Source organism: Pantoea sp. X-Soil-ISGK-275, assembly GCF_059730795.1.
The window spans coordinates 771,583-784,777 of the sequence record NZ_AP035976.1; the positions used below are offsets into that span (position 1 = coordinate 771,583).

The 13,195-nt window shown below is 54.8% G+C and carries 13 protein-coding genes and 1 other annotated feature; of the genes, 9 read left to right on the forward strand and 4 right to left on the reverse strand.

The features are described 5' to 3' along the window. Window positions 1-14: 14 nt before the first annotated feature. Together sltY and trpR are read left to right on the forward strand one after the other, a co-directional pair. Complete coding sequence (gene sltY / locus AC6I8A_RS03475; protein ID WP_293797885.1) at window positions 15-1,934, forward strand: murein transglycosylase; 1,920 nt, start codon at window positions 15-17, stop codon at window positions 1,932-1,934. A gap of 44 nt (window positions 1,935-1,978) precedes the next feature. Further along, on the forward strand, window positions 1,979-2,302 hold the full coding sequence (gene trpR / locus AC6I8A_RS03480; RefSeq protein ID WP_008108696.1) for a trp operon repressor: 324 nt from the start codon (window positions 1,979-1,981) through the stop codon (window positions 2,300-2,302). Here the strand turns inward: trpR and yjjX are convergent. Beyond that, a complete protein-coding gene (yjjX, locus tag AC6I8A_RS03485) occupies window positions 2,299-2,820 on the reverse strand; it encodes an inosine/xanthosine triphosphatase (RefSeq protein ID WP_479490170.1) in 522 nt (173 codons plus the stop codon). The genes trpR and yjjX overlap by 4 nt on opposite strands. A gap of 51 nt (window positions 2,821-2,871) precedes the next feature. Between yjjX and gpmB the strand changes: the two genes are divergently transcribed. Next, complete coding sequence (gene gpmB, locus AC6I8A_RS03490) at window positions 2,872-3,519, forward strand: 2,3-diphosphoglycerate-dependent phosphoglycerate mutase GpmB (RefSeq protein ID WP_061718168.1); 648 nt, start codon at window positions 2,872-2,874, stop codon at window positions 3,517-3,519. 51 nt (window positions 3,520-3,570) lie between these two features. On the opposite strand, the gene robA is transcribed toward gpmB, so the two are convergent. Further along, on the reverse strand, window positions 3,571-4,449 hold the full coding sequence (robA, locus tag AC6I8A_RS03495; protein ID WP_256698362.1) for an MDR efflux pump AcrAB transcriptional activator RobA: 879 nt from the start codon (window positions 4,447-4,449) through the stop codon (window positions 3,571-3,573). 194 nt (window positions 4,450-4,643) lie between these two features. On the opposite strand from robA, the gene creA reads away from it, so the two are divergent. Continuing rightward, entirely contained in the window at window positions 4,644-5,117 is a 474-nt protein-coding gene (gene creA, locus AC6I8A_RS03500) for a protein CreA (protein WP_256698363.1), read from the forward strand. Between the two features lie 46 nt (window positions 5,118-5,163). Here the strand turns inward: creA and arcA are convergent, their stop codons facing one another. Next, the gene (gene arcA / locus AC6I8A_RS03505) at window positions 5,164-5,880 is read right to left on the reverse strand and encodes a two-component system response regulator ArcA (RefSeq protein ID WP_008108686.1); all 717 of its coding nucleotides are present in this window, start codon (window positions 5,878-5,880) and stop codon (window positions 5,164-5,166) included. Window positions 5,881-6,469: 589 nt separating this feature from the next. On the opposite strand from arcA, the gene AC6I8A_RS03510 reads away from it, so the two are divergent. The 5 genes from AC6I8A_RS03510 (at window position 6,470) to thrC (ending at window position 12,200) form a co-directional block, all read left to right on the forward strand. Then, entirely contained in the window at window positions 6,470-7,174 is a 705-nt protein-coding gene (locus AC6I8A_RS03510) for a tRNA/rRNA methyltransferase (protein WP_479486609.1), read from the forward strand. 188 nt (window positions 7,175-7,362) lie between these two features. Continuing rightward, entirely contained in the window at window positions 7,363-7,434 is a 72-nt protein-coding gene (gene thrL / locus AC6I8A_RS03515) for a thr operon leader peptide (RefSeq protein ID WP_071531027.1), read from the forward strand. Continuing rightward, window positions 7,370-7,492 (forward strand) — a sequence feature (Thr leader region). It overlaps the preceding gene by 65 nt. Before the next feature lie 26 nt (window positions 7,493-7,518). Then, the gene (thrA, locus tag AC6I8A_RS03520; RefSeq protein WP_497818045.1) at window positions 7,519-9,981 is read left to right on the forward strand and encodes a bifunctional aspartate kinase/homoserine dehydrogenase I; all 2,463 of its coding nucleotides are present in this window, start codon (window positions 7,519-7,521) and stop codon (window positions 9,979-9,981) included. Window positions 9,982-9,983: 2 nt separating this feature from the next. Continuing rightward, complete coding sequence (gene thrB / locus AC6I8A_RS03525; RefSeq protein WP_008108677.1) at window positions 9,984-10,913, forward strand: homoserine kinase; 930 nt, start codon at window positions 9,984-9,986, stop codon at window positions 10,911-10,913. Between the two features lie 3 nt (window positions 10,914-10,916). Next, window positions 10,917-12,200: a threonine synthase gene (thrC, locus tag AC6I8A_RS03530; RefSeq protein WP_154154288.1), complete on the forward strand. Its 1,284-nt coding sequence runs from the start codon at window positions 10,917-10,919 to the stop codon at window positions 12,198-12,200. Window positions 12,201-12,359: 159 nt separating this feature from the next. Here thrC and yaaA read toward each other — a convergent pair whose 3' ends face one another. After that, window positions 12,360-13,136, reverse strand: a complete 777-nt coding sequence (gene yaaA / locus AC6I8A_RS03535; protein ID WP_256698365.1) for a peroxide stress protein YaaA — start codon at window positions 13,134-13,136, stop codon at window positions 12,360-12,362. Between the last annotated feature and the right edge of the window lie 59 nt (window positions 13,137-13,195).

Here is a 13,195-nt window from a genome sequence, read left to right on the forward strand (position 1 = left end):
GAGAGGAGAGCGTAATGGAGAAGTGGCGTTACTGGATGCTAGGGATCTGTCTGGTCAGCACGGCCAGCAGCGTATGGGCCGATTCGCTGGATCAGCAGCGACAGCGCTATGCGCAAATCAAGCAAGCCTGGGATAACAAACAGATGGACCAGGTGACGCAGCTGATGCCGACGCTGCAGGATTATCCGCTCTACCCGTATCTGCAATATCGCCTGCTGGCGCAGGACCTCGATCAAGAGACGCCGCTGGCGGTGAAGAACTTTATTCAACAGTATCCCACGCTGCCACCGGCGCGCTCGCTCTCCACGCGCTTTGTGAATGTGCTGGCGAACCGTCAGGATTGGCAGGGCGTGCTCAGCTTCAGCCCGGATGAACCCAAGCCGGTGCAGGCGCGCTGTAACTGGTATTACGCCAAGTGGGCCACTGGCCAGCAGCAGGCGGCATTTGCCGGTGCGAAAGAGATTTGGCTGCGCGGCACCGCATTGCCGAACGACTGCGACAAACTGTTCTCGGTATGGCAGGCCAGCGGGCAACTCTCGCCGATTACCATCCTCGAGCGCATTCGTCTGGCGATGAAAGCCGGTAATGACAGTCTGGTGAATTACCTGGCGAAAATGCTGCCGGCGGATTATCAAACCACCGCCAGCGCGCTGATTGCGCTGCAGCAGAATCCGCAAACCGTTACCACCTTTGCCAGCACCATGGGGCCAACCGATTTCACCCGCATGGCGACCAGCTACGCCTTCGCCCGCGTGGCGCGTGAGGATATGGATAACGCGCGCATGATGATCCCGCAGCTGGTGCAGGCGCAGAAGATGAGCCAGGCCGATGAGCAGGATCTGAAAGAGACTGTGGTGTGGCGCATGATGGGCGCGGATCTCACCAGCGAGCAGGCACGCTGGCGTGATGCGGTGGTGATGAACAGCGAATCCACCGCGCTGGTGGAGCGCCGCGTGCGTCTTGCGCTGAGCCAGAACGATCGTCGTGGTCTCAATACCTGGATCGCGCGTTTGCCGGTGGAAGCCAAAGAGAAGGATGAGTGGCAATACTGGCAGGCCGATCTGCTGATTTCGCAGGGCCGCAAAGAGGAAGCCAACGATATTCTGCGTAAGCTGATGCAGGCGCGCGGCTTCTATCCGATGGTCGCGGCGCAGCGCTTGGGCGTGGAGTATCCGTTGCAGGTCGATAAGGCACCAGCAGCCGACAGCAGCGTGACGCAAGGCGCGGAAATGGCACGCGTGCGCGAGCTGATGTATTGGGGATTGGATAACCTGGCGCGCAGTGAATGGGCTAATCTGATCTCCAGCAAAACCCGTTCGCAGCAGCAGATGCTGGCGCGTTACGCCAACGAGCAGGATTGGTGGGATCTCAGCGTGCAGGCCACCATCACCGCGAAAATGTGGGATAGCCTAAAAGAGCGCTTCCCGCTGGCGTGGCAAAACCTGTATCAGCAATACACCAGCGACAAAGGCATTCCGCAGAGTTATGCGATGGCGATTTCGCGTCAGGAGAGCGCGTGGAACCCAAAAGCGCGTTCACCGGTGGGCGCCAGCGGATTGATGCAGGTGATGCCTGGCACAGCGACGCATACCGTGAAGATGTATAACATTCCCGGCTATGTGAACAGCAGCCAGCTGCTGGATCCGCAGACCAATATCCAGATCGGGACGCAGTATCTGGAGTACGTCTATCAGCAGTTTGGTCAGAACCGCATCTTCTCTTCGGCCGCCTATAATGCCGGTCCGGGACGCGTGCGCAGCTGGCAGAAAACCAGCGGCGGTAATCTGGATGCGGTGGCGTTTATCGAAACCATTCCGTTCTCAGAAACGCGTGGCTACGTGAAAAACGTGTTGGCCTACGATGCCTATTACCGCTACTTCATGGGCAAGCCGGACAAGATTCTCGCCGACAGTGAGTGGAATCGCCAGTATTGACTGTGCTATGCTTCCGTACTCGTTAATGAGTACGGAAGCCCTTCATGAGCCAACCCCTTTCTTCCCAGCCGGAATCGGCTCAGCCTGTTGAAGATAACTGGCTGCGTTTTATCGAACTGATGCAAAACGCGTTTGCCGATGGCGTAGCGCTGCCCTTATTACAACTGATGATGACGCCGGATGAACGTGAATCCTACGGGACGCGTTTGCGCATTATTGAAGAGTTGATGAGCGGCGAGATGAGCCAGCGTGAACTGAAGAATGAGTTAGGCGTGGGCATTGCCACCATTACACGTGGCTCCAACAGTCTGAAAGAGGCGCCGCCAGAGCTAAAACGCTGGCTGGAAGCGCGTCTCGGCCGCGATTAACGCTGGCTGTACAGCGGATGCGTGAACGGACACAGCGCCAGAATCAACGCCTGATGGTAGACGCTGGAGCGGCTCAGCAGGCCGTGAGTTAAGGCTCCAATCGCGCCGCCTTTATGTTTGATATTTTCCACGCCGGTTAAGCGTGCCATCTCATCACCCAACTCATGCCCGGCAGCTAAGCCTGTCACGACAATCGGCGGCAGCGTAAAGCTGGCCGAACGTGATTCCCCGCGCTGCTGCGCGTTTTCAATCACCATCCACGCAAAGGCGCAATCGCCTTCAATGCCCGCTTCAATCGCCACCCAGTAATCGGCCTGTGGACGCGCCTGACGCGCGTTCTCTACCCGCTGGCGTGCGCCAGTTCGCGTTTCAACATCACTAAGTGGCTGGGCTGAGACGCCGCTCTCGACCTCAACCCCTTCGATGTGGCAGGATCCTTCGCCGAAAACGTCGTTGAACGCCTGAGCAATCGCGCGAATTTTTGCCGGGTTGATGGTGGCTGCGACAACATGGTACATAATTGTTTGAACCCTCGAGGCAAATTTGTCGCAGTATAACGGAAATTAAGCATGCTACAGGTCTATCTTGTTCGTCACGGTGAAACGGTATGGAATGCGGCCCGACGCATTCAGGGGCAGTCTGACAGCCCGTTAACGGAAAAAGGTGAGCAGCAGGCGCATCAGGTGGGCGAGCGGGTGAAATCGCTGGGCATTACTCACGTGATAGCCAGCGATTTGGGACGTACGCGGCGTACGGCAGAGATTATCGCCGACGCGTGTGGCTGCACCGTTACGCTCGATGCGCGTCTGCGTGAGCTGAATATGGGCTGCCTGGAACAACGTCCACTCGACGGCTTAACCGAAGAAGAGGAAAACTGGCGTAAAACGCTGGTGGATGGCACTACGGCTGGGCGTATTCCGGGTGGCGAATCGATGGCGGAAATGGCAGCGCGTATGCACGAAGCGCTGAATGCGCTGCTCGAGCTGCCTGCCGGTAGCCGTCCGCTGATTGTCAGCCACGGCATGGCGCTGGGCGTGCTGGTCAGCACCATTCTCGGTTTGCCTGCGCATGCGGAGCGTCGTTTACGTCTGCGTAACTGCTCGATTTCACGCGTGGATCATCAGCAGAGCGCGTGGCTGGCGGCCGGTTGGGTGGTTGAGACGGCGGGGGATGTGTCGCATCTGGATGCGCCTGCGCTGGATGAGTTGCAGCGCTGATCGGATGTGATGAATAAAGAGGTCGCCATGAATGGCGACCCTAGGAACGGATTAATGGTTCTGTGGGCGAATCGGAATCAGGTATTCGCAGCGGATTTCCGTTGGCGGCTCGCTCCGCTTCTTACCACCGTGCGTGAAGAAACGCTCGATGTCCTGTCCCTGACGACGCACTAATCCCAGCGTCGGCATGCAGGTGCCGTACAGCAGCAGGATGAATTCACCCAGCGCGCTGCGCGCACCGTTGTAGGTGAACTGAACATAATCGCCCGCTTCCAACACCACGCTCTGATTCGACTGCATGCTTTTTGCCAGCTGATCGGCAGGCACCGCAGTGGTGTAGAGAATCTCCTGCTCATCATCCTTTTCCTGGCTGGCACGCACCTGATGCAGGCCGTACAGCACCGGCGGCACCGTGTCGGTTTCCAGCAGGAACTGTTTCCAGAAATGCATGCGCATCTCATCGCGGTAGCTGGAAATCTGCTCCAGCGTGCAGGAGTAACTCTGCGTTTGGCCGACCAGCACTGTTTCAGGCAGCGTAACAAACTGCGCTTCCGGAATGCTGTTATCGTCGAGGCGAATCGGTGGGCGAATGCCGAACGAGTTCCACTCCGACGAGCGACGATACCAGGCAGGCGTTTGATTGAACTGCTTTTTAAACGCACGGGTAAAGGTCTGCTGCGAGTCGAAGCGATATTGTAAAGCGATGTCGAGGATGGGGCGGCTGGTCAGGCGTAATGCCACCGCGGCTTTCGACAGCCGACGCGCGCGAATATACGCACCAATCGCGTGGCTGGTTACTTCCTTGAACATCCGCTGCAGATGCCACTTGGAATAGCCTGCTTTCTGCGCAACGTGATCTAATGAAAGCGGTTGATCCAGATGGCTCTCCAGCCAGACAAGCAAATCGCGAATGATACCGGCTTGGTCCATAAAACATCCTCATAACTCTCTGGTGGCGCAACTATGAAGTCGTCGAATAATAGCACGAAATGCACAAAAGCGTGGGGGCGGTTTGCTAATCGAGTGTGCTAAGTCAATGCGGGTTATAACCCGTTTAGATTTGGTTCTGTGTTCGATTGACAGTACATTACATTCTCATCTATTCGATTGGCAATGGTAACTCAATGACAATAGCTCGTATTCTTATAATCACGTTGGCAACATATGCATTCAGTGCTGGCGTTCAGGCCGAAGAGATCGGCTCAGTTGACACGGTGTTCAAGATATTCGGCCCCGATCATAAGATCGTGGTGGAAGCCTTCGATGACCCGGACGTAAAAAATGTAACCTGTTATATCAGCCGGGCAAAAACCGGCGGTATCAAAGGGGGATTAGGTTTGGCGGAAGACACGTCCGACGCGGCCATCTCCTGTCAACAGGTGGGACCGGTAGAGCTTAGCGAGAAAATCGCACAAGGCAAGGCACAAGGTGAAGTGGTATTCAAAAAGCGCACATCGCTGGTGTTTAAGAAGCTGCAGGTGGTGCGCTTCTTTGACCAGAAACGTCATGCGCTGGTGTACCTAAGCTATTCCGACAAAGTGGTGGATGGATCGCCGAAAAATGCGCTGAGCGCCGTGCCGATTATGCCGTGGCATTAATGCAGACATAAAAAAACGCCCTGACGGGCGTTTTTTCTTTTAACTCTTAATCCTGCAATTCGCCGCAGAAGCGGTAACCTTCGCCGTGAATAGTGGCAATGATTTCTGGCGTATCTGGCGTGGATTCGAAATGCTTACGGATGCGGCGGATGGTGACATCCACGGTACGGTCATGCGGCTTCAGCTCACGGCCGGTCATCTTCTTCAGTAAGTCACCACGCGTCTGGATTTTGCCAGGATTTTCACAGAAGTGCAGCATGGCACGGAATTCACTGCGCGGCAGCTTGTACTGGTCGCCATTCGGGCTGATCAGTGAGCGGCTGTTGATATCCAGCTCCCAACCATTAAAGCGATAGCTTTCAACCGTACGTCGCTCTTCGCTTGGCATCGCCAGATTCATGGTACGCGACAGCAAGTTGCGTGCACGAATCGTCAACTCACGCGGATTGAACGGTTTGGTGATGTAATCATCGGCACCGATTTCCAGACCGAGGATTTTATCCACTTCATTATCACGGCCGGTCAGGAACATCAGCGCGACGTTTGCTTGTTCACGCAGTTCGCGTGCCAGCAGCAAACCGTTTTTACCTGGCAGGTTGATATCCATAATCACCAGGTTGACGTCATTTTCCGTCAAAACCTGATGCATCTCGGCGCCGTCGGTGGCTTCATAGACCACGTAACCTTCTGCCTCAAAGATACTTTTGAGGGTGTTACGCGTGACCAGTTCGTCTTCAACGATAAGAATGTGCGGGGTCTGCATGTTTCGCTACCTAAAATTTGCCAACAAATCGAAAACAGGGCGTACGTCGGTTACGCTATTTTGCTGCAACCGGTATACGAAATAATCTTCGGAATACACCATCCATCTACGTCAACTTCAGTGTTAGCTCAGCCAGTCAGGATGGATATTTGCACGCCCCGAGGATATCGGACAGGCGCTCATCCTAACCGTATTAACAGCAACCTAACAGCACCAACAACAACCGATAAGCATAAAAACAACGCTTCGTTGACTTATATCAAATGCAAGTGTAGCACGTTAACACTTTTATGAAAAACTTCTCCAGGATTGCTAGTTTAGCTCACAAAATGCAGCATTTTTGCTACATTTATCCCTTATACAACCAAAACTAAAACACGCAGGAAATTATATTTCAATGATATGAAAGAAAAGGGTTTTATATTAAATAGGCCATATAATTTTGCTTATGCCTGCTAATTTCCACTACAGCTGGATTTATCCCGCTTTTAACATCGTTAACATCTTATTTTCTCTGTTAGCCGCAGTTGGTATTTTCTCTCCTGCATGCCAACATAATGCGAGTTGTTAACAGTTCGATGGAAAAATCATGCATTTCCCCTTAATCCTTGTCTCTCCCGCCCGTCCGGAAAATATCGGAGCGGCTGCCCGCGCCATGAAAACCATGGGTTTTACCGAACTGCGCATTGTGGCCAGCGATGCCTGGCAAGATCCGGCAGCACGCCGCGTGGCGCACGGCGCCGGTGAGATTCTCGATAACGTCAAAACCTACGCCACGCTGAGCGAGGCGCTAAAAGATGTTGATTTTTCCGTGGCAACTACCGCGCGCAGCCGTGCGAAATTCCGCTATTACGCCACGCCTGCGCAGGTTGAAAACATCCTGCAGGAGAAGCGCCAATGGCTGAGCCGCATCGCGCTGGTGTTTGGCCGTGAAGACAGTGGCTTAACCAATGAAGAACTGGAGCTGGTCGATCTGTTGACCGGCATCCCGATGGCCAATGATTATCCGTCGCTGAATCTCGGTCAGGCGGTGATGGTGTATTGCTATCAACTGTCAGCGCTCAATCAGATAGCGGCTGAGACTGCAGAAGTGGCGAACGAGCACCAACTGCAGGCATTGCGCCAGCGCTTCCACCAGTTGCTGGTTAAGCTGGATGTGAGTGATGACGTCAAAATGGCCGACTGGATCGATCAGCGTATCGGCCTGCTGGAACAGCGTGACAGCGCCATGCTGCATCGTTTGTTACATGACGTAGAAAAAAAACTTATAGATAATTGCTCGGATAAATCCTGAGTTGCTAGTGACTGATGCGGGAATCCGCCGCATCTCTTGAACGATCGCAATAATTTTTGCTTTATCAAGCGCAGCACTGCGCAGCGCCAGGGATGGCGCGGCTAAGACAAATTCGTTGACTTAACGTGCGCTTTGCTTTACTTCTGGAAGGCGACGGACAAGACAAAGACAGACAGAAAAAAATCTAAATGCGTAAACTCAGCCTGAACACCACAATTATTATTACCACCACCATTACCACAGGTAACGGTGCGGGCTGACGCATACAGGAAAAACAAAGAAAAAAGCCCGCACCTAAACAGTGCGGGCTTTTTTTTCGGCAAAAATTCAGGAGAGCTTTAACTATGCGAGTGCTGAAATTCGGCGGAACCTCAGTAGCCAATGCGGAACGTTTTCTCCGTGTGGCGGATATTCTGGAAAGCAATGCACAACAGGGACAGGTTGCGACCGTTCTCTCTGCACCAGCAAAAATTACCAATCATCTGGTGGCGATGATTGAGAAAACCATCAGCGGCCTCGACACCTTGCCGAATATCAGTGATGCCGAACGTATTTTTGCCGACCTGCTGCAAGGCTTGCGTGACGCGCAGCCGGGCTTTGATTACGACGGACTGAAAACCCGCGTTGAGCTGGAGTTTGCGCAGCTGAAACAGGTGCTGCACGGCATCAGCCTGCTGGGCCAATGCCCGGACGCCGTTAATGCCTCCATCATCTGTCGTGGCGAGAAGCTATCGATTGCGATTATGGAAGCGCTGCTGCAGGCGCGCGGCCACAAAGTCACCGTGATCGATCCGGTAGAGAAGTTGCTGGCGATTGGTCATTACCTCGAATCCACCGTTGATATCGCCGAATCCACGCGCCGCATCGCCGCCAGCCAGATCCCGGCCGATCACTTTATCCTGATGGCCGGTTTCACCGCCGGGAACGAGAAGGGCGAACTGGTGGTGCTGGGCCGTAACGGCTCTGATTATTCCGCTGCGGTGTTGGCTGCGTGTTTGCGCGCTGACTGTTGTGAAATCTGGACCGATGTTGACGGCGTTTATACCTGCGACCCGCGTCAGGTGCCGGATGCGCGCTTACTGAAATCGATGTCGTATCAGGAGGCAATGGAGCTCTCCTACTTCGGCGCCAAAGTCTTGCATCCGCGTACCATCGCGCCCATCGCCCAGTTCCAGATTCCTTGCCTGATCAAAAACACCGCTAACCCGCAAGCGCCGGGCACCTTAATTGGTGGCGAAGGCGAGTTGGATGAAAATCCGGTGAAAGGCATTACTAACCTGAATAACATGGCGATGTTCAACGTGTCAGGTCCGGGCATGAAAGGCATGGTCGGCATGGCGGCGCGCGTTTTCGCGGCGATGTCACGCACCGGCATTTCAGTGGTACTGATCACCCAATCCTCTTCGGAATACAGCATCAGCTTCTGCGTACCGCAAAGCGAGCAGGCGCGTGCGCGTCGCGTGCTGGAAGAGGAGTTCTATCTCGAGCTGAAAGATGGCTTACTCGATCCGCTGGACGTGCTGGAACAGCTGGCGGTGATCTCGGTGGTCGGCGATGGCATGCGCACGCTGCGCGGCATCTCGGCCAAATTCTTCTCGGCGCTGGCGCGTGCCAATATCAACATCGTGGCGATTGCGCAGGGTTCTTCTGAGCGTTCCATCTCGGTGGTAGTGAGCAACGACGAAGTCACTACCGGCGTGCGGGTGGTGCATCAGATGTTGTTCGCCACCGATCAGGTAATCGAAGTGTTCGTGGTTGGCGTTGGCGGTGTCGGCGCGGCATTGCTGGATCAGCTGCATCGCCAGCAGACATGGCTGAAACAGAAGCATATCGATCTGCGTGTGTGTGGTATCGCTAACTCGCGTGCGCTGTTAACCAACGTGCACGGTATCGATCTTAGCAACTGGAAGGCAGAACTGAACGAAGCCAAAGAGCCGTTCAATCTCGGTCGCCTGATGCGTTTGGTGAAGGAGTATCATCTGCTGAACCCGGTGATCGTCGATTGTACTTCCAGCCAAGCGGTTGCCGATCAGTATGCCGATTTCCTCGCCGAAGGTTTCCACGTCGTCACGCCGAACAAAAAGGCCAACACCTCGTCGTGGAACTACTACCAGCAGATGCGTGCAGCGGCAGCGAAATCGCGCCGTAAATTCCTGTACGACACCAACGTTGGCGCCGGTTTGCCGGTGATCGAAAACCTGCAAAACCTGATGAACGCCGGTGATGAACTGATCAAGTTCTCCGGTATTCTCTCTGGCTCGCTCTCCTTTATCTTCGGCAAGCTTGATGAAGGCGTTTCGCTGTCTGAAGCGACCAAAATGGCGCGAAAAATGGGCTTTACCGAGCCAGATCCGCGTGACGATCTTTCTGGTACCGATGTGGCGCGTAAGCTGCTGATTTTGGCACGTGAAGCGGGACATCAGCTGGAACTCAGCGATATCGAAATCGAACCGCTGCTGCCTGCCAGCCTGACCGAGATCGCCGACGTTGAGCAGTTTATGGAACGTCTGCCGGAACTGGATAACGCCTTTGCCGCGCGCGTTGCCAAAGCGCGTGACGAAGGTAAAGTATTACGCTTCGTCGGCGCGATTGAAGAGGGCGGCGTTTGCAAAGTGAAGATTGATGCTGTGGACGGCAACGATCCGCTGTACAAAGTGAAAAATGGTGAGAATGCGCTGGCATTCTACAGCCGCTACTATCAGCCAATCCCGCTGGTTCTGCGTGGATATGGTGCAGGGAATGATGTCACAGCAGCAGGCGTGTTTGCGGACCTGCTGCGTACGCTGTCGTGGAAGTTGGGAGTTTGATGATGGTAAAAATTTATGCACCGGCCTCGATAGGTAACGTCAGCGTCGGCTTTGATGTGCTGGGCGCGGCGGTTTCGCCGGTGGATGGTACCTTGTTGGGTGACTGTGTTTCCGTCGAAGCCGCCGACAGCTTTAGTCTGGTGAACTCCGGGCGCTTTGTTAGCAAACTGCCGACCAATCCGCAGGAGAACATCGTTTATCAGTGCTGGGAGCGTTTTTGCCAGGCGATTGGTAAGCAAGTTCCGGTGGCGATGACGCTGGAAAAGAATATGCCGATCGGTTCCGGACTCGGTTCAAGCGCCTGTTCGGTGGTTGCTGGCTTGATGGCGATGAATGAATTCTGCGGCAAACCGCTCAACGATACCGAACTGCTGGCGCTGATGGGCGAGCTGGAAGGGCGTATTTCCGGCAGCGTACACTTTGATAACGTTGCACCGTGCTTCCTTGGCGGCGTGCAACTGATGATTGAAGAGAACGGCATTATCAGTCAGGACGTGCCGTGCTTTGACGAATGGCTGTGGGTGATGGCGTATCCGGGGATTAAAGTCTCCACCGCCGAAGCGCGCGCCATTCTGCCGGCACAGTACCGTAAAGAGGATGCCATCAAGCACGGTCGCCTGCTGGCGGGCTTTATTCACGCCTGTCATACGCGTCAGCCTGGGCTTGCGGCTAAACTTATGCAGGATGTTATCGCCGAGCCGTATCGCACCAAACTGCTGCCAGGCTTCGCCGATGCGCGTAAAGCGGCGCAGGATATTGGCGCGCTGGCCTGCGGTATTTCGGGTTCCGGCCCGACACTTTTCGCTGTTTGCAACGAGATGGCAACGGCACAGCGGATGGCGGACTGGCTAAGCCAGCACTATCTGCAGAATGAAGAAGGTTTCGTCCACATCTGCCGTCTTGATACGGCTGGCGCACGTAAATTGGGATAACGCATGAAACTCTACAACCTTAAGGATCACAACGAGCAGGTTAGTTTTGCTCAGGCCGTGAAACAGGGCCTTGGCTCGCAGCAAGGGCTGTTTTTCCCGCTCGAACTGCCGGAATTCGAACTGACCGATATCGATGCCATGCTGGAGATGGATTTCGTCAGCCGCAGCAGCAAAATTCTCTCTGCCTATATTGGTGATGAAATTGCCGCGCATCAGCTGGCCGAGCGCGTGAAAAACGCCTTTGCTTTCCCGGCACCAGTGGCGAAGGTCAGCGATGATGTGGCTTGCCTCGAGCTATTCCACGGTCCAACGCTGGCGTTCAAAGACTTCGGCGGCCGCTTTATGGCGCAGATGCTCTCCTATGTGAGCGGTGCGGATGAGCAGATCACCATTCTGACCGCCACGTCCGGCGATACCGGCGCAGCGGTGGCGCATGCCTTCTACGGCATGGAAAACGTGCGCGTGGTGATTCTCTATCCACAGGGCAAAATCAGCCCGCTGCAGGAGAAACTGTTCTGTACGCTGGGCGGCAACATCGAAACCATCGCGGTTGAAGGCGATTTCGATGCGTGTCAGGCGTTGGTGAAACAGGCGTTTGATGATGAAGAACTGAAGAAGGCGATTGGCCTGAACTCGGCGAACTCGATCAACATCAGCCGTCTGCTGGCGCAGATTTGCTACTACTTTGAAGCGGTAGCGCAGCTGCCACAAGAGAAGCGCAATCAGCTGGTGGTCTCGGTGCCGAGCGGCAACTTTGGTGACTTAACGGCTGGCTTGCTGGCGAAATCACTCGGTCTGCCGATCAAGCGCTTTATCGCGGCGACCAATGCGAACGATACCGTGCCACGCTTCCTCGGCAACGGCGCATGGCAGCCAAACGCCACGGTAGCAACGCTGTCGAACGCCATGGATGTCAGCCAGCCAAACAACTGGCCGCGCGTGGAAGAGCTGTTCCGCCGCAAAACCTGGCGCTTGACCGATCTGGCGTATGGCGCGGTATCTGATGAAACCACCAAATCCACCATGCGCGAGCTGGCTGAGATTGGCTACATCTCTGAACCGCATGCAGCGATTGCTTATCGTCTGCTGCGCGACAACCTGCAGGAGGGCGAATATGGCCTGTTCCTCGGCACTGCGCATCCGGCGAAGTTCAAAGAGAGCGTGGACGAGATTTTAGGTCAGGATCTGCCGCTGCCGAAAGAGCTGGCCGAGCGCGCCGACTTGCCACTGCTGTCGCACAATCTGAAAGGCGATTTCGCTGAACTGCGCGCGTTTTTGCTGAAGTAAGTGCTGACTGGGGTCAGTGCTCGCTGTCCCCCATCCCGGCCTTCCCCCGCAAGCGGGGGAAGGAGATGCTGCCACACGCAGCTCCCCAACTATCATATCGCAGCATCTTCCTCCCCCATTTATGGGGGAGGACCGAGGAGGGGGACAGCGCTCGCTGAACTATTTCTGCTCGCGGCGCTTAAACACCAATTCGTTCTCGCTGCTTTCCGCCCCATCAAGAAAATACCCATCCACATCGAATTTCTTCAGCTGCGCTGGCTTGGTCAGGCGGTTCTGAATCACATAGCGGCTCATCAAACCGCGCGCTTTCTTGGCGTAGAAGCTGATGACTTTGAACTTGCCGTTCTTCTCATCCAGGAACACCGGCTTGATCAACTCGGCGTTGAGTTTCTTCGGCTTGATGGCTTTGAAATATTCATCGGATGCCAGATTGATCAGCACGTCATCACCTTGCTCAGCAATCGCCTCGTTTAACTTCTCGGTCAGCAAATCGCCCCAGAAACCATAAAGATCTTTGCCAGCCGGATTGGCCAGCTTGATGCCCATTTCAAGGCGATAAGGTTGCATCAAATCAAGCGGACGCAGCAGACCGTATAATCCGGACAACATGCGCAGGTGCTGCTGGGCAAAATCGAAATCGTTGTCACTAAAGGTTTCGGCCTGCAAACCGGTATACACATCGCCTTTGAACGCCAGAATCGCCTGACGCGCATTCTCCAGCGAGAAGGGCGGCTGCCATTGGTTAAAACGATCGGCATTCAGGTGCGCCAGCTTGTCGCTGATACCCATCAGTGAACTGATCTGCGACGGTGAAAGATCGCGCGCAACGTCAATTAATTGGTGTGATTTTTCTAACAGCGCCGGTTGGGTAAAACGTTGTGTCGCCAGCGGGCTTTCATAGTCCAGTGTCTTCGCTGGCGAGATAACCATCAGCATCGTGTACGTCCTCTTTGACCCGCAGGTTAATCAGGGAATTGAAGGGAAAAATGTCGCAA